A 17,823-nucleotide genomic window follows, 5' to 3' on the forward strand; every position below is an offset into this window, starting at 1 on the left:
GAAATAAATCATGCCAGGTAAAACCAATGCCACTTATGGCGATAAAACAAATGCAGTACAACAGTCGGTAGGACTTTTTGCAAAAAGTTTACGTCGTAAAAGCCTAATCAATAACATGGTAGGCAAAATGCAAAATGGCGAGTCTAGTGCGGCAAGCCAAATTAAAAATGAATCATCGACTCATATGCCAATCCTTCGCGTTATGGATTTGGGTAAACAGAAGGGTGATGAAGTAACTTATAACTTGATTCAACCAGTAAATGCTTACCCAATTATGGGAAGTGAATATGCAGAAGGTCGCGGTACCGGTATGTCTATTGTAGAAGACCGGTTACGCGTAGACCAAGCACGTTTTCCAATTGACCTTGGTAACGTGATGACTTCAATCCGTTCTCCTGTTGATTTTCGACGTATTGGCCGACCAATCGCACAAGATCTGATGGATCGTTATTCTGACGGTTCGACCCTAGTTCATTTGTGTGGTGCACGTGGTTTTCAGAATAGTGCTGAATGGGCTGTACCTTTAGCATCACATGAAAAATTTAAAAAAATCATGGTCAATGATGTCAAAGCACCAACAAAAAACCGTCATTTTATTGTCGCTGGTGATGCTGTGCAGCCCTTTAAAGTGAATGGTGGAGAAGTTGATCTTGCAACAACCGATCTTTTTACCATGGATACTGTAGACAGCATGCGTTCTGTTATGGACGACATGGTTTTACCACCACCATGTATCCAAGTTGAAGGTGATGAAGCAGCGACTGACGAGCCATTACGCTTATGGATTGTTTCACCAGCACAGTATCGTTGGTTTGCTAAACAACAAGGTTTCCGAACGCTTATTAGTAACGCTGTAGCGCGTTCTTCTAATGCGAAGAATCATCCATTGTTCCGTGGTGAAGTGGGCTTATGGAATAACTTCTTAATTCGCAAAATGTCACATGCGATTCGTTTTAATCCTGGTGATCCAATTCGCTATGCAACGAGCTATACCAGTGAAGCTGAGGCAGATGCAATCGTCCCTGCTACTTTGGGTGCTGGATATGCAGTTGATCGTTCAATCATCTTGGGTGGACAGGCATTGGCGGAAGCATTTGCTGCTCATAAAGGCACAGGCGTTTCATATTTCTGGTCTGAAAAAGAGCTAGATCATGACGATAAGGCGGAGTTGCTTGTCGGGGCGATTCGTGGTGTTAAGAAAATTCGCTTTAATGTTGACGTGAATGGTGATGGTAGCGAGTTCCAATACACTGACCATGGCATTGTTACGGTTGATACCGTGGTGAAACTGCAAGGTTCTTAATTTACAGGCTGTATGGTCACAAGAACTGTACAGCCTTTTATTTAATTTTTTGGAGTATTTCGATCATGGCAACAATTACACGCAAGCGTAATCCGTTGATGTTTGGTGGAGCAGTGCCTTTTGGTAATTTAACTGCTTTGGCTTTTACTTTAGCGACAACTGCAGCAGGTGCAGTCATCGATTCAAATTCTACAACTGCTGTGGCATTAGGAGATGTAATCGAACTTGGTTTATTACCAGGTGGTATGCGTTTAGATGATGCTCAGGTGATTATCACAACCGCAATGTCTGCAACAGTCACAGGGTCATTAGGCTTCAAATATGCAGATGGTGTTGATTCTGCCGAAGCACCGCAGGATGCAGCATATTTTATTAATGCAGGCGCATTATCTAGTGCTGCGCGTTTGCGAGCAAATGGAACAAAACTGATTACCTTACCTAAGGATGCCATTTTAACTTTAACCGTTGGTGGTGCTGCCAACGCAAAAGCATCAGATATTAAGGTTGTTGTATCTGGTGAATTAACTGGTCCGCGTTAATCGGTTCTATTGGATAAATTATAGGGGTAGGTGACTTTTAGATTATCTATCCCTTTGTTTTATTTGGAGAGTTATAATGAAAATTAGTTCAATTGCAGCAATTGCATACAGTATTAATGTGGCTTATTGTGCATCTATGGGTGATGAACAGCTAGCTTGGAATGATGCACCAGAAAGTGTTAAAAAAGGCATTGAGTCGGGAGTGGAGTTTCACCTAAATAATCCAAATATCACACCAGAACAATCTCACGAAGAATGGTTACGTGATAAAGAAGCCAATGGTTGGGTGTATGATGAGGTTAAGGATATTAATAATAAAACCCATCCAAATATTGTACCTTATAGTGAATTACCACCAGAACAACGTGCAAAAGACCATCTGTTTAAAGCTACAGTCAATTTGCTTAAAGACCTTCCTGATCCTGAGGATTATTTAGAGTTAAGCAACCAATTGGTGAAGTCTCAGAAATTAGTAATGGATAACCAAAAATCTACAACAGTGCTGACACAAAAGCAGGTGATTGGGATTGGAGTTCGTTTCATTCACAAAAACCGTGAACGTTTTACAGATCATTTATATGGCACAGGTTTGACTTTTGAGCGTGATGTAACAGTTATTCTTCCTGAAACTACAGCATTGAAATTCTTAAGCCATACCGAATTTGAACGTGTTGATGCTTTAGAAAATATCGATGTATCTTTGGTTCAAGATTCTATGACTAAAAATTTGCATCAAAAACAAAAAGAAGAACGTGAACAAGAAGATATTATCTTTGATGAAATTGAAGCCATCAAAGGAATGCGTACAAAGGATGCTGTTAAAGAGTACATCAAATCACGTTATGGCGATGAAATTAAGGAAAACCTTAAATTAGCTGATCTTCAAGCCCTTGCAATTGAGAAAGTACATAGCTTTGGAGTGATCTAATGGTATTGAGTGAATTGCTACGTCGTTTTCGTGTAGATGCTAATGATAAGGTAGAGCCTTATTTTAATGATGATGTTGATGTTATTGCATGGCTCAATGATGCTGTTCATGAAGCCTGTATACGTGGACGTCTGCTGCACGAATATGCTAATCCTGATATTTGCTCTATAGCAATTATTGCTGGGAACTCACAATACACTTTGCATGATAGCTTATATGAGTTGACTTCATTACGATTTGATGCAAAAAGTGGTCGTAGTACTCGAGGGCTTGAACTGACCTCTGAAGAAATGTTAAGTAAAGCTTATTATGAGGATTGGCGTACTCGAAAGGGAACACCATGCTATGCAATTCAATCCGATATTGGATTACGTTTAGTACCTATGCCTGATGAAGATGGTGTATTGCAATTAGAAGGGTATCGTCTGCCTTTACTTCCATTGGCTGATGTCGAATTAGATTCACCTGAGATTAACAAGGCTCATCATGTGCATCTAGTGCAATGGGCATTGCACAAAGCATATAGTGTACCAGATACAGAATTTTTTGATCCAAACCGAGCAGCAATAGCAGAACAGGCTTTTACTGATTATTTTGGTGATCGTCCTGATAGTGATTTACGACGTATGACACGTGAAGATGTTCCACATTTGGTGCAACCATTCATGCCATAACTTGCTTGTGACATAAGCACCCCTGTAAGGCTAAAGCTTTTCAGGGGTTTTTTACATAATGATCTCACTTATTTTATTTAATCATGCACAAAGATGGGCAAACGTACAATTGATTTAAAGACCGAAGATACGCTTTACATTGGCGGTGCCAAAGTTCAATTGATCAAAAAATCAGGACAATTGGCTCGAATTTGTGTTGAAGCAGATAATCACATTGAAATTAAACATGAGCGCATGAGTGCTTCCGATTCAGTTACGGAGACTCAAGCACATGGCAAACACACTCTATGATTTCGCACGTCAGCGTTTTTTAGAAGCACAAATCAACTGGATGACCGACACAATCAAGGTTGTTCTAGTGGATACAGGTGCATACACACCACAAACATCTGTTCACCAATATTTATCAGACATTCCAACATCGGCGCGTATTGCAGGTCCAGTCACCCTCACATCCAAAGCCACGACAGGCGGTGCTGCCGATGCGGCAGACTGTACCTTTCCATCAGTAACCGGTGCATCCATTGAAGCCATCATTATCTATGCCGATACAGGTGTAGAAGCGACAAGTCCGTTGATTGCCTTTATCGATACAGCAACAGGTCTACCAATCACACCGAACGGAGGTGACATCATTGTGACCTGGGATAACGGAACAAATAAAATATTTAAGGTGTAATTACCTAAATTTCTTATCCGTTGATAGCCTCATATTTTTATGGGGCTGAACCACATAAGGTGATGCTCATGGCAACAAGTGAAGAATTAAAACAACCGACTGCGGAAAAACCACCAACTCAAGGCGTTGGTGTGCAAGGGTTCAAGGCTGACATTTACGCAGTAGATGATGAAAAGATTGATTGGTCGTTGCTGATGACGTTGCCTAAATTTCAAATGTACTGCGTCGAACTCAGCCGCCGACACCATGGCGAAGTTGAGCTATGGATCGGTGGCTTTGTGAAAGACAAGCTGATGGAAGGTGAGCGCGTTTTCTTTGATCAGTATTGCATCTGGCATGATCAGAAAGGCTATTGGAAGCACGAAACTTATGAAGGTCGGTTAAAGGATTGATTATGGCTGCTAATACAGACATTAAAGTTTTCTTTCACAGCAACAGTAATGCGCCAGTATTGCAGAATGCCTATGGTTCCATGATTAGCCTGCTTGATGCCTGTCTGATCGATGGTATTCCTGTAGGTTCAATAAGCGCATTAACTGTAGAAGATTTAACTGTTACAGCTACATTCAGCACAGCCCATAACTTGCAGCAGTACCAGGTTATTGGAATCAGTGGTGCAGATCAGGCTGAGTTTAATGGTGAATTTAAAGTGTTGACAGTGCCTACAAGCACCACAGTCACCTTTGAATTGGATGCTAAAACAGAAAGTACCGCAGCCACCGGAATCATATCAGCCATCTTGTCGCCTTTAGGGTGGGAGAAACCTTTCTCTAGCACTCATGAAACTGCAGGTGGAAAAGCTGCCTATCGATCTAGTAATACATTGCTCCCAATCAGACCATTCCTACGTGTTGTAGATGAACCAGATCCGGTATGGGGTGCTAATTACGCCAAGTACGCTAAGGTTGGTATGGTTGAACTTATGACTGGTATTAACACCATGATCGGTGTGCAAGCACCTTACGACCCTGCTGTTCCAGATAAAAATTGGATAGGTACTGGTTCTGGCACATCAGCATATAACGGTTGGATGAAATGGTATTATGCAAGAAGTAACCATGCTGCTACGCTTAATGTGAATGACAGCTCCAATACACTGGTTGGTAATCGCCAATGGATTTTGGTTGGCACTTCTGATTATTTTTATCTTTTCCCCGGAACAAGCCCGACAGACATCAGTGCTTTAAGTTATGGTTTTGGGCATTTTGAAACGCTCTATCCTTCTGATCCATCATCATTCTTTTTATCCGGAACCATCAACTACGTGACTGCCAATACTGCACAAAACATCGGCTCACAAACCGGCATAGATGGGCAAAACAATAGTAAGTACACATATATTTTAAAGCCTTATAGTCAGGCTAACCAACCGTCTGCAGCCAGAACCTATTCTCTTGGATTGACTAATTATTCAGGAAGTTCAAACTCTATAGGTAGTGTGTCTTTATCTAGTGGTATCACACCATTCGCACCGGTTTATCTAAATGAAGATGTGTTGCGAGGGAAATTACCGGATGTATATTGGTTGTTCCAAGACAAACCTTACATCAATCGTCAGTATGTTAGGTATGGCGACGAGGTTTTTATTGCCGTAATGATAACACCTTATCAAAGCACCGTTGGGCAAATCTTGATAAAGGTGGCTGACGTATGAAGATGATTGATATAGGTATGCGAAGTGGTGTTTTGGAGCAATACTCAAACGGACTAGCTACAAATTCGGAGCTTTCACTTTCTGGTCAGGTTCGCTTGGAAGGGGTGCCTGCACGCGCTAGAGTTGTGCTATTTGAGAGATCATCCTCTAAAGTTTGTTATGAAGCGATTACTGATTTTCAGGGTCGTTTCACTTTTATTGGACTGCAACCCAACAAACGTTTTTTTGCTTTGGCATTTATAAGAAATAACCAATATAACGCCATGATCTTTGACAACCTAATTGCAAAGTAGACCTTTCGATGACGAATTATGTGCCGCCAGATTCACACGACATAGTTTTTAACTTTGAAGGTGGCGACTATACTCCACCGAAAAGCAATGAAATTATATTCGATTTTCGTGAATCTGGTGATGAAGGTCAGTATACCTTCCCGGAAGGTGAGGATTTTTCTACCTTCGGGCAAGCCGTCATCAAATCGTCTGTGGTCACGGTGCGCACCCAAGGTATTGGTCCCGGGTCATTTGGAGAATTAGCACTACAAAATAAAGCTCGACTAATTTCCTTAATTGGGTTTTCTCACATTCAGTATGGTCGTGCTACTGCATATAACCTACGGAAATATGTGACTGTTCCGGGTATCTTACATACACTGTTTGGCAAAACATATGTGCAAGGTGGTGTTAAGCAAGTTCGTCCTACCGGTTTAAATGGTTCGGGTTATGGTCGTCCCACTGTCATCAATACACGCGCCAATCAGGAAGTAAAACCAGGTGCAATCCCTCACATAACGGTACCACAACCTAGCGTGTCACCTCGAATGCTCAGGCCAAACGGTGTTTTAGCCTGGTCATTTGGTGTTCCGGTGGTACAGCGTAACCCTTCCCCAAAAGGCTTTGTAACAAGTGCTTATGGTATTGCATGGATTTCGCATAGTCCTCGTTATATCTTCCCTGACAAAATTACAGCATATCTTTCCGGTTTCCCGAAGGTCTTTGATCCAACACAGTTCATTCGTCTAAGCGGTAGCCCACAAATGCATGGCGGCATCTTTGGGGATATATCTGCCCGAAATAGTCGTCGAATTATTGTGGTAACCGGTGAAAACCAGTCTGCTTATGGTGACTGGTCCAACGTATTTTCCAATCTAACCAATATACATGTCAGTTCTTATGATACGTCTGCCTGGGGGATTCATAATATATGGAATAAGACACCATCTTTTGCGCCGCAAGGATTGGGTAGCACTGGTTTCGGTCAAACTTTGGTTAGTGAGCGTCATCGTCGCATTCAGGCCAGAGGTATTTCTCAATTTGAAAGTGAACGCTTTGGTAAACACTCGCTCTGGAAAACACCAGAGATCGCACCTAAAAGCATCAATCTACCTTCATTGGGTTCACCTGTCGTTTCCAATTTTCAGCGATATATCCCTGCAGGTGGGATTTTTGCACAACTGATTCCGAACTCACATACTGTCTGGTATGGCTTGCGAATATTCAAGCCAACCGGATTAATACCGATCACGCCACCTTCACCGCGAGTTGAGCATGGATCCAGGGCACTTCTACAAAAAGGGACTACTCATGCTGCAATCGGTACAGCCCGTATATGGTTTAGGGTGCGTAGCGTTTCTGTAGCTAGTATCTATCGTGAATTTGAAAGTAATCATAGTGTCGGTGGTACCCGGTTTATTTCACCATCAGGCTTTGTAGCGACTAAGTTTGGTGAACGAGTTATTCCTGAAAGCCGAAAACTCTACCCGATGGGTCTCAACTCTTTCGCCTTTGGCGAAAGCAAGGCAGAATTATATAAGCGAATTGTGCGCGTCCCGGGATTTCTCACGGTTGGTCAGCAACCTGGCGAACGCTATGGTACTGCCAAGGCATGGAACAAGCGACAGTACATCACGCATAAATATGATTCAGGTGATGGGCTAAATCCTGGTGAATTTGGTCAGTGGACCGCTATTACCAATCGAAACCGAGAAATAGGCACCTTTGGTCGGGACAGCTTCCGTTCAGGACAGGCAGAAATCCATAATAAGGCTCGGCTTGTTGCACCAATAGGTCGTGATCAATTCCTGTCTGAAAAGGGTATGATTGCGCCACGGATCCGTCATCTACGACCAGAAGGGATGGAATCACCTTATATGGGTGGGTGGTTACGTATCGTGAATGCTGCTGCACAGTTAAGGCTGTTAGGTAGTAAACATGACGTATTCGGAACTGCAAGCCTAGTCAATACGCGTAGGGAATACCGGTGGATTGGTGCCTTTGAATCCATGCTATTTGGTCAGCCAATGGTGTCGTTTCGGATTCGCAGCTTGAGCTTTGAAAGCCGTTATTCTATTGCGCCACCGCAGATCCCTTTACCTAAACTTGATTTGCATACACGCTACATTGATCCGACAGGATTTGAAAATGAGCGATTTGGCGCATACATGCTTAACATCAAATGGAACTTGATTAACCCTCGTTGGAATCATCGGGAGTATTTTGGTGATCCGGCTGTGCGCAATCTCACACCTGAGTTGCGTCAGCGCGGCAGCATGATGGAAGATTTTGGCAAACCATCGATTTACCTACATCGACGTGACTTGAAAATTGACGGTTACATCAGTGAGTTGTGGGGGCGGTCCGGGATTGCTTTCCGTGACCGCAGAATCACAGTGGCCGGATTTGAAAACCTGCGTATAGGTCTAACTAAGGTGGTCAAGACCGGAGCACCGCCATATAGCTTGCAGACGATTACTCTGGATTGGGCCGGTGAAGATCAGCGTCCTGATGATTTTGAAGGGCAGGGTATACAGCCACCTAGAATGGCAGCACCGCAGGTCAGAACCAATGTGATCTTTGCCCGTGGATTTGATGCTGCTGTGGTACAGGCACCGAAAGCACAATCCAACGGTATTATTGTGGAGCCTGGTATTCAGGAAATGACCATTGGCACGCCATTCATTGGTCTGCGTAACCGCAGCATTGAGGTAACTTCATTGGGTGACATGCTACAAATGGCGCAAACTCGCCCACGACTGTCACCACATACCATTTATGCGGTAAAGAACGCGCCTTCACAAGCTATCATTAACCATCCAACCGATGTGATCCGTTATATCAATGAGCACGTAGGAACATCGATACCACCAGGCGAGATTTTTGGTACCGCAAGAATTGTACTGAAGCATAGAGCGATTCTTGCGGTTGGCAATTTGATGACAAGCATTCCTGCACCTACTGTCACGTTGCGAAAACGCTATGTTTCAGTACAGGGTATCGCTTCATTTCGCATGGGGTGGCATTACTTCCTGGATGGATCTCCTCAAGGACTGGAACAATATAACAGCCATGATTCTGCAGAGTTTGGCAGGGCATCGCTAGTATCTAAATACTACGGCCCACAAACCATAGTTGGACGTGGTGCGCTTAACTCCCTATTTGGAAATGCGAAGGTTGAGTTTTTCAATCGCACCGTTCGCCCGAATGGATGGGTGTCGATGCAAATGGGTACACGTGCCTTAAACGATACACCTTATAAACCTCGTGGTTTGTGGGTAGGTGCACCTATGCCGACTATACCTCAAGGCTCTAATGCGGAAGTTTTCGGCAAGACCATTGTTGGCTTGCGCGTCCGTGATGTGAGTGTTAAGGGTTTTGACAGTTTTACAACGGAAATGGATATTTCTAATTTCAAAGGCCGCATGAAAGTGGAACTGGTGAAAAAGCCCGTGATCATCGAGCCAAAGCAGATTTACGCAACTTCATTTGTGAATACTTCTTATGGTGTGCCAGACATACGTTTGAAGGTTCACTATATCCGTCCAGACGGTAATTCAGATCAATACAGAAAAGGCGTGCCAGAATGAAACGATTAACACCATTGCGCGGAATAGATCAGCTATCCGAAGATGAAGCCATGAGCAGCTTTGGCGATGCGGCTTTTGTAAAACTGCGTGATGCAGTCAATGTCAATATCAGCTCCACTGGACGTGTACAGCTGCGCGATACCGGTACTACTGTGACTGATGTGCAGTATAAAAACTTGTGGCAGAGCCCATTGCACCAGGACCTATTCGGCACCTTAAACGGTGAACTGGTCAAGATTGATCCGGCTGACTGGTCGCATGTTCAGTTAAATATTCAATTAACCGGTGTTGTAAATTACCTGGTGGTGAATAACTTCATTTTGATTTCAGATTCAAGTGACTTGTATAAGTACGATGGATCTAGTGTTGAGAAGCTGACCATTAGCACACCACCGGCACCTATGGCACATTCTGCAGATGGATCGTTGCTTGAAGGTACCTATAACCTGGCAATATCCTGGTCCAAGCATGGTCGTGAATCCGGCCTATCCGATACCATCACTGTTGATTGTGTTGGAGGTATTGAAGTCATACTGCCTTATAACTACAGCGGTGATGCGGATCAGGTCGTGATTTATATGACTGAGCGTAATGGATCCGAGCTGCTTAAGGTGGCAAGCGTGGCAATAGCTGCGACTTCCTTCACCATTGGTCACGATAAAGACCTGACACGTGCGGCACAGTTCAAGCACCTGTCACCCATGCGCAGCGGCAAGTTTTTAAAATTGTGGCGTGGTCGGGTGCTGACTGCAGATAAAAACCTGTTGTATTTTTCCCAGGCATTAAACTTTCATTTGTGTGATGAACGCTATGACTATATTGCCTTACCGCAGCGGATCACCTTTGTTGAGCCGGTAGAATCTGGCATCTGGGTCGGACAGACCAATACCGTGATTTTCCTGAGTGGTAACGATGTGCGGCAGCTGCAAATGATACAAACAGGCGGCAAGGCGCCGGTACCAGGAACAGCCTTGCGCGTGAACAGCGACTTGCTTGGTGAATTGTCTGAAGGTCTGGAAGCGGTGATCTGGTTGGCTGAAAATGGTTATTGCATTGGTACTCCATCTGGGAATCTGGTTGAAGCACATGCCAACACATTAAAAGGTATCACCGCGAAAGGTGGACAGTCTGTAAGGTTTGATGATCGAATTGTCACTGTTCTACATTAAGGACTGGTTTAACTAATTCGGTCATGACAATGGAAAAAATTAATCAAGCTGCACTGTTAGGTGCATTGGCACGTGGCGAGTACACGGAAACAGATAACCAGATCTCTTTTGACAAGTTAGGGGGTATCAGCTTTAAGGGTGAATACTTCCATCGTGTCAATGGTGGTGAATGGGAACGCGCTGAAAACCTGGTGGTGAATGAAGGGCTTTCGCATATCCTGAACGTGGCTTTAGGTGGTAAGGCTAAAACGGCGAAATACTACCTGGCTTTATTCAGTGGTAGCACTGCACCTGCAGCAACCTGGACAGCGGCAAACTTTGCAGCGGTAGCGTCTGAGATTGTCAGTGGTACCGAAGGCTATACCAATGCCACACGTCCTGAATGGACACCGGTGGACACCAATGGTAACTCGATTGACAACATGGCGGCAGCTGCGCAACTCACCATTGCAACATCAGGTACTTTAACGGTGACTGGTGCAGCACTACTGACCAACTCAACCAAAGGTGGTACGACAGGTACACTGATTTCCGCAAGCAAGTACCCGGTAGCGCGAACATTCCAGAATGGTGATATTTACGAAATCGGCTATCGCCTAAGCGCAACGGTGTAAGTTATGGCGAGCCCAAGACCTTATGGGCTTCATGTAATTAGCGGCGAACTCAGTCAGCGTGATAACGATTTTATTGCGTCGGTGATTCACCGCTTTCTTGCATTTAAGGAAGCCGCACAGCTCGAAAACTTCAAGCGGGTTTATGATCTGCCGGATGGTGGTTTTTTTATCGTTCAGGATATGGGCGGTATATTTAAAATCATTGCCGATAAGCAGGTCTTTGATCCTTCAAAAATTGTACTGGACGGTTTTGCCAAGCTCTATATCCCAATGCTTTACAGTGGCGTGATACTGGAATCCAGAATCCGGGAAAACGAAGGGGTTAAGTTGCGCCTATCGCATGGAACATTGCTGCGATTGGGTCAGTATGAAAAGCCGGTTACAACAGCCGAAGTCAGGCTATCCAGGTTCGATATAACTCCGAATGAAAAGATCGTACCGGAATTTGTATCCGAGAATCCTGGTCCGTTCCACATGACGCAATATTCCCAACAAAGACCGACCTGGTACAGTGGTGCTATGGCAGAGCTCATGCAGATTGTTGGTGGATATGGTTCACAGCAGTTTAATCAGTTACCTGATTCAGCACTAGAACGTGCTCAAGTTTCCTTGCCTGAAAAATACAGGGAAGCGATTGCAGAATATTTGCTCCAGGTCCGATTGCCAGGTTATAGCGGCATCCCACCTGCAGACGGAAAATTTCAGTTTGATTACAAGCTAACACAGACCAATGCGGTTACTTTTGACAGTGAAGGTTATCCGTGGCTTGTCCGGGTTGGTCCAACAGGGATTTATGCAATGCCGCTTCCGGTTATCCCTGCAACCACAGCACCGGAGTTTCGGGAATGGATGGAGGAAGTAGGCGACCAGGAAATATTAAATATCCTGGACCGGTTCAAAGGGATGCCAAGCGGTGAAGGATTTCCTCAAGATACTGACTTTGGTTTCTGGTTACGTGCCGGGGTCATTATCAAAGTGTGTGAGGTAGAGGATTTTTTTAATCACTTACATTACAGTCCGAATTTAGGTTGGTCATTTAACCTGACCGGCTCGGAAGGCTTTCACACCTGCTATAAATACAATGATCAAGGTGTGGTGGTTGGAAGTGCTTACAAGATCCGTATCAATATCACTGCAGTATCTCAGCGTGGATGGCTAAGGGAAAGCACCATCAACGCTGAACATGCACAAGCTGTCAGCCAGTACATGGCAAAGTTAAAGAGTCTCATTCCAGTTTCATCCAAAGGCAATGCTATCTACTACAAATTGCGTCTCTCACCAGATCAACTGATTGCCCGGGCAAATATGGGCATCAGTGTAGGCGAGAAAGAAATTGAATGGTGGGACCAACTTGAACTCGATCCGATCACCAGTGCGACTGGAAGGGTAAGCAAGGTAGGTGAAGGTCTTTTGTATCATCCGGCGCTACCTGAGTTTCAGCCGCAAATAAAGTTCCCTGTTGTTGCAGCCGGTGGTTGTATCTCATTTGACTTTTCCAGTACAGAACGGATCCCCGAAGATCTGCGACCTAACTGCGACACTATCATGTTTGGTTACTACATTGGCAACAACCTAAAAGTCGTCAAGTATTTTTATGACATGCGTAGTTATAGCAAAGAAGTAGAAAGTGATTTTGAAAAGGTGATGGCGGTTGGATCCTGGAATGAGGTTGAAACATCCGGCAGCAGCTCGGTACAAGGTCATTTTTACACCTCAGATTTTGATCACCGTGAAATCCTTGAGCCTTACAAGCGTGAAACTTCGATCGTAGGTAAGGATAAGGGTTATAACAGCACAGCTTTTTCTGGATTTAATGTGGCGTTTGGTATGCAAGGTTTAATTTGGAGAAATCGCTACTACACCCACCTTACCAAAACTAAAGTTTCAGAAGGTGCCAAACTTGAGCTCGGTATCTGTATTCCCTATCTCAACCGTAATGCCGTACTTCTGGCCAAAAAAACAGAAGTGCACCGATATGAAACCGAAAACTTTTCACTTCACGCCATGCAGGATCCATACACTTATAAAATGTGGACCTATGACCGTATCTGGCATTGGACCGATCCATTGGAGAAGATGACCGGTAAACCATCTCCGGTAGACGGCTCACCTGTATGGGCTGAGATTGAAGTGTTTAATCCCGATCCAGATTACGATTTCGCCAATCAGGGGCCGTGGTTGTCAAGTATGCCACTGGATGTGACCGAAATCGTTTACAGCAATGGGCATTATGGTATTCCCCAGGTCCAGGAATATTACAAGGTCATATCAAGCGAACAGGAAGAAGCAGGTTCATTAGAACTTTCCATGCTCGAAAGTCCTGTCCAAGTGATGAAAAAAATCCCTCACGGTTGGTACTTCTATATTTCACCGGATCCAAACGGTGCCGTGTTTTATCGTGACGCATGTAGGGTTGTATTCGGGGACATAGAGTATGGCAATATCTCAGAAACTAATGACGATGGTGTGCGTTATAGATGGGGTTACACAAGTCTAGTGAACCACTCACGCGCATACCACTTTATCGGGGTGATCAATGAGTAGTTATCGTGATGATACTCAGGAAACAATTGTATTAAGTTCCCAGGCGTTTGGAAAAGTCACCTCAGGTGATGTAGAAAATTTTAAGTTTACTGAAACGATACTTAGCAAGGTTCGACATAATGTAGAGGAAATCATCCGGCTTGGGGATGAGGATTTATCACGCCGTAAAGGACGATTAGACAGCGAGCTTGGTTTCGCTGATCAGGTGATCCACTCTGTACGAAAATTTCAACTGATTGAAGAAGTCTTTATCCTAGCTGATCATAGTTTTGTAAAACAATCTGAACTAATAACTGAGGATCTTGGCCTGGGCGAAGTGGAGCAGGTTAGTTATAAGACTGTACACATCGAGCCATTTAAAGTGGCCGATGCACATTTCACCTATAAAACTGCATTCCAAAGTATCAGTGATCGTCTGAAATTAAGCGATAGCCTGCAAACTCTGACACGTTCACATGACCTGATTGAAGAAAGCCTGGTCCTATCAGATACAACACGTGAAAAGTTAAAAACCCTGATTGTTGAAACACTAGGACTTGGCCATCAGGTTGAACAACACAATCTTGTCCATAGCCAGGTATCAGAAAGTTTTAAACTGCATGATCGAGCTGTACGAATAGTCAGTGACACGATTGAAGATACGATCCAGTTTAGTGATGAGTTTAAAAAATTATCAGATACGGTTGAGCTGGTGGTTGAAAGCCTGGCGTTTGCCGAGCAGGTATCAGGGCAACGGATGGTACGAAGCCTGGCAGAATCCAGTTTAAGTTTTTCAGAATCCATTGACGGCATTAAACGTGCAACCTCAAGTGTGACCGAGTTGTTATTCCTGGATGATGAATACCACGACGGTAGAGAAATTATCGGAGCATGGACCACAACGGCCGATGGTTGGAACATGAGCCGCTACTATGATTTCCCTTATGAAGAATTGATTGTGATTGATGGCCAGCTTTATGGCGTAACCGCTACCGGTATTGAAGAACTTAAACAAGGTTCCGGCGTAGTCGCTGCACAGATCAAGACAGCAAGATTAGATCTAGGAGATGGTGGCTTAGTCCATCCAGAAAGCATGATTTTGGAGTATAGCTTAGATGGTCAATTGTCGGTCGATGTAGGAACCACTCAAACCGGCTACCAACAAACATTTAACTATGTACTCAAAAATGAGCCGAGCGATTATTTAACCAATGGCCGGGTGATCTTTGGCCGTGGCTTACGTGGTCGGCATTTTGAGTTTTCAGTCAATATTCAAGGCACGACTGCCTATATTAACGACATGGTTGTAAACATAGCCAAAACAAAACGGAGAATTTAAATATGATTATCCCTACACTCAATGTCGTTGATCAGGCGATTTCCGAAGTTCAGGACAAGATGAAATACTTTGAAGGGCGTAGCAATCAGTTACTCGGAGAAATGAGTAATGCCATGACGACGCTATCTAGTGTTACGGTCGAACCGGTGGGTAGTGCACCAGAATTGCCACGCCCTGAGAATGCGCAATTTCCAACGATAGATATGCCAGATACGCCTGAATTAAATGTGACTGTACCTACACCACATTTATTAGATTTGGATATTGAAAAGCCGGCTGCACTTACATCTCCTGAAATTCCTAGTCTTGAGATCAATTTGCCTGATGCACCGATCATGCAGAATGAGATTGAGATTCCATCAGAGCTTACCAATTTTGCTTTACCTGAAATCGATACCAATATTGAAATCGGCACACTGCCACAACTCAGTTTAAGTGGACTTGACGTTGCACGAAACACAGTCAATATTGATGTTTCAGAGCTTTTAGGCGGCCTGGATTTATCTGATCTGAATTTACCCGATGCACCTGAAAACCCAATCTTAAACTTTCCAACATTGCCAAGCCTGGGTAATTTTGATTTGCCAGTGCGACCAGATATTGATATTGGCAGTGTAGAAATCCCTGACGCACCTGAAATTGTATTGCCTGAAATTGGAGAGCTTCAAGCGATTACATTACCGGTATATGAGCCAGAAGCCTTGCCGGTATTTGATGAATTGCCACCGGAGTTTAGTGTAGAGCTACCAAGTGATATTGATAGCATTATGCACCAGGCCCAGGCGATTGCCGCAACGGACTATCAAAGTTACAACAAGGACAGCGCAATTCAGCCTTTAGTCGCTGAAATTCGCGCCTGGATGAATGGCGCTGCTACCGGTACCGGCTTACCTGTAGAGATTGAAACTTCACTTTTCAATCGTGCACGTGAACGCAATAGTCGTGAAACCGAACGTGCAGTACAAGAGGTGATTGATCAGTGGGCCAGTCGGGGCTATAGCCTACCGCAAGGATCTACCCAAAAGCAGATCGATGCCATCCGGGATGATGCACGTTTAAAAGCTGCGGATCTGAACCGTGACATTATGATTCAATCTTTTGAAAAGCAGCTTGAACATATCAGATTCTTGACCGAGCAAGGCATTGCCCTGGAACGATTAAAACAGGACCTATGGCTTGCCTATGTTGGCAATGTTATGGATGCAGCCAAGTTCCAAGTCGAGAGTAAACTTAGTCTATTCAATGCACAAATCTCGATTTTTAATGCACGTACCGATGCGTTTAAATCCATGATTGACGTATACAAAACCAAAATTGAAGGCACCATTGCCAAGATCACGGCATTTCGCTCCCAGGTGGATGCACAAGTGGCGATTGGCCAGATCAACCAACAGACTGTCGATATTTTTAAAGCCAAGATTGATGCGGTAATGTCGAATGTGGATGTGTATAAAGCACTGATCCAAGGTGCAACTGCACGTGCTGACCTAGTGAAAAGTCACTTTGATGCCTATAAAACCGAAGTACAGGCATACAGTGAGCAGGTCGGTGCAGAACGGATCAAGGTTGAAATGTTTGATTCACAGATCAAGGCTGAAGGTACCAAGGTTCAAGCCTATGAATCAATGGCACGTACTTATGCCACCACTATCGAAGGTATTTCATCTAAAGCAAATATTAAGATGAAAGAAGGTGATATGAAGCTGGAAGCGGCACGTGTAAGAATTGCAGAGTTTCAGGCCAATACAGAATCGTATCGTGCATCAATGGATGCGCAGTCGAAGAAATTGCAGTTTGAAACAGAAGCATACACGGCTAATCTGGAAGCTATGAAGTCTCAGATTCAGCTTTCAATTGAAAAGATGAATACGCAAAGCAATATTGTGGAATCTAATTCACGCACACGAATCGCCTTAGCGGATGCCTTATCTAAGTATGCTGAAATGAAAATCCGTGTCGGTATTGCTAATTCGGATACCTTGTCACGCTTTGCTGATATGCGCTCACGTACTGCAATCGCCGTATCAGAAGCACATTCGCGTTATGCAGATCTGGCGTTAAGGACAACGATTGCCAATAGTGATATTTATAACCGCTATATTGAATCTCGTACACGTGTTGCCTTGGCCAATGCTGATACCCAGGCCAAATATGCTGACTTAAATTTGCGTACAAATCTGGCCTATGCAGATACTCAATCCAAATTTGCTGATATGAAAATGCGTACAGGCATCGCCAATGCAGAAACACAGGCGCGTTATGCTGATATGAATATTCGGACTAACTTGGCATATGCTGAAATGCAGATCAAAAAATATGAAGTTGATCTCAGTCACGCAATTAAGAAGGCAGAACTTGCAGCGGAAAGCATGAAAGGCATTGCACAGTTTAATGCTCAGATGGCCGCAGGTGCGATGTCAGCCATGCACGTATCTGCACAAATCAGCGGTAGTGGTTCAAGTTCAATTGGCTACAGTGCAACCGAATCTAAGGGTGAGAATAAAAACCATAACTATAGCTACTAACCAAAAATTAAGCT

Annotated in this window: 15 protein-coding genes; all 15 read left to right on the forward strand. The window is 44.0% G+C overall.

All coding sequences use genetic code 11. The features are described from left to right. Window positions 1-10 precede the first annotated feature (10 nt). The 15 genes from G0028_RS06270 (at window position 11) to G0028_RS06340 (ending at window position 17,809) form a co-directional block, all read left to right on the forward strand. Window positions 11-1,303 carry a DUF4043 family protein gene (locus G0028_RS06270; RefSeq protein ID WP_130073528.1) on the forward strand — a complete coding sequence of 431 codons (1,293 nt, stop codon included), beginning with the start codon at window positions 11-13 and terminating at the stop codon, window positions 1,301-1,303. Window positions 1,304-1,368: 65 nt separating this feature from the next. Further along, window positions 1,369-1,842, forward strand: a complete 474-nt coding sequence (locus G0028_RS06275; RefSeq protein ID WP_130073529.1) for a hypothetical protein — start codon at window positions 1,369-1,371, stop codon at window positions 1,840-1,842. A gap of 76 nt (window positions 1,843-1,918) precedes the next feature. After that, window positions 1,919-2,770, forward strand: a complete 852-nt coding sequence (locus G0028_RS06280) for a RyR domain-containing protein (RefSeq protein WP_180044798.1) — start codon at window positions 1,919-1,921, stop codon at window positions 2,768-2,770. Then, window positions 2,770-3,444 (forward strand): hypothetical protein, encoded by a 675-nt coding sequence (locus G0028_RS06285; protein ID WP_180044797.1) that lies wholly within the window; start codon window positions 2,770-2,772, stop codon window positions 3,442-3,444. The genes G0028_RS06280 and G0028_RS06285 overlap by 1 nt, the downstream gene beginning before the upstream one ends. Before the next feature lie 93 nt (window positions 3,445-3,537). Next, window positions 3,538-3,735 carry a hypothetical protein gene (locus tag G0028_RS06290; RefSeq protein WP_130073532.1) on the forward strand — a complete coding sequence of 66 codons (198 nt, stop codon included), beginning with the start codon at window positions 3,538-3,540 and terminating at the stop codon, window positions 3,733-3,735. Next, window positions 3,716-4,123, forward strand: a complete 408-nt coding sequence (locus G0028_RS06295; RefSeq protein WP_180044796.1) for a hypothetical protein — start codon at window positions 3,716-3,718, stop codon at window positions 4,121-4,123. The genes G0028_RS06290 and G0028_RS06295 overlap by 20 nt, the downstream gene beginning before the upstream one ends. Window positions 4,124-4,191: 68 nt before the next feature. Beyond that, window positions 4,192-4,515, forward strand: coding sequence for a hypothetical protein (locus G0028_RS06300; RefSeq protein WP_180044795.1), 324 nt, complete (start codon window positions 4,192-4,194; stop codon window positions 4,513-4,515). Between the two features lie 2 nt (window positions 4,516-4,517). After that, window positions 4,518-5,777: a hypothetical protein gene (locus G0028_RS06305; protein ID WP_180044794.1), complete on the forward strand. Its 1,260-nt coding sequence runs from the start codon at window positions 4,518-4,520 to the stop codon at window positions 5,775-5,777. After that, window positions 5,774-6,070, forward strand: a complete 297-nt coding sequence (locus tag G0028_RS06310) for a carboxypeptidase-like regulatory domain-containing protein (RefSeq protein ID WP_180044793.1) — start codon at window positions 5,774-5,776, stop codon at window positions 6,068-6,070. Before G0028_RS06305 ends, G0028_RS06310 begins: the two co-directional genes overlap by 4 nt. An 8-nt stretch (window positions 6,071-6,078) precedes the next feature. Continuing rightward, window positions 6,079-9,639 (forward strand): hypothetical protein, encoded by a 3,561-nt coding sequence (locus tag G0028_RS06315; RefSeq protein ID WP_180044792.1) that lies wholly within the window; start codon window positions 6,079-6,081, stop codon window positions 9,637-9,639. After that, entirely contained in the window at window positions 9,636-10,808 is a 1,173-nt protein-coding gene (locus G0028_RS06320) for a hypothetical protein (protein WP_180044791.1), read from the forward strand. Before G0028_RS06315 ends, G0028_RS06320 begins: the two co-directional genes overlap by 4 nt. Before the next feature lie 29 nt (window positions 10,809-10,837). Beyond that, a complete protein-coding gene (locus G0028_RS06325) occupies window positions 10,838-11,422 on the forward strand; it encodes a hypothetical protein (protein ID WP_180044790.1) in 585 nt (194 codons plus the stop codon). Between the two features lie 3 nt (window positions 11,423-11,425). Further along, window positions 11,426-13,966 (forward strand): hypothetical protein, encoded by a 2,541-nt coding sequence (locus G0028_RS06330; protein WP_180044789.1) that lies wholly within the window; start codon window positions 11,426-11,428, stop codon window positions 13,964-13,966. Then, on the forward strand, window positions 13,959-15,284 hold the full coding sequence (locus tag G0028_RS06335) for a hypothetical protein (RefSeq protein WP_180044788.1): 1,326 nt from the start codon (window positions 13,959-13,961) through the stop codon (window positions 15,282-15,284). Before G0028_RS06330 ends, G0028_RS06335 begins: the two co-directional genes overlap by 8 nt. 2 nt (window positions 15,285-15,286) lie before the next feature. Beyond that, complete coding sequence (locus G0028_RS06340; protein WP_180044787.1) at window positions 15,287-17,809, forward strand: hypothetical protein; 2,523 nt, start codon at window positions 15,287-15,289, stop codon at window positions 17,807-17,809. Window positions 17,810-17,823 lie beyond the last annotated feature (14 nt).

It is taken from the genome of Acinetobacter piscicola, from assembly GCF_015218165.1.
Classification (GTDB): domain Bacteria; phylum Pseudomonadota; class Gammaproteobacteria; order Pseudomonadales; family Moraxellaceae; genus Acinetobacter; species Acinetobacter piscicola_A.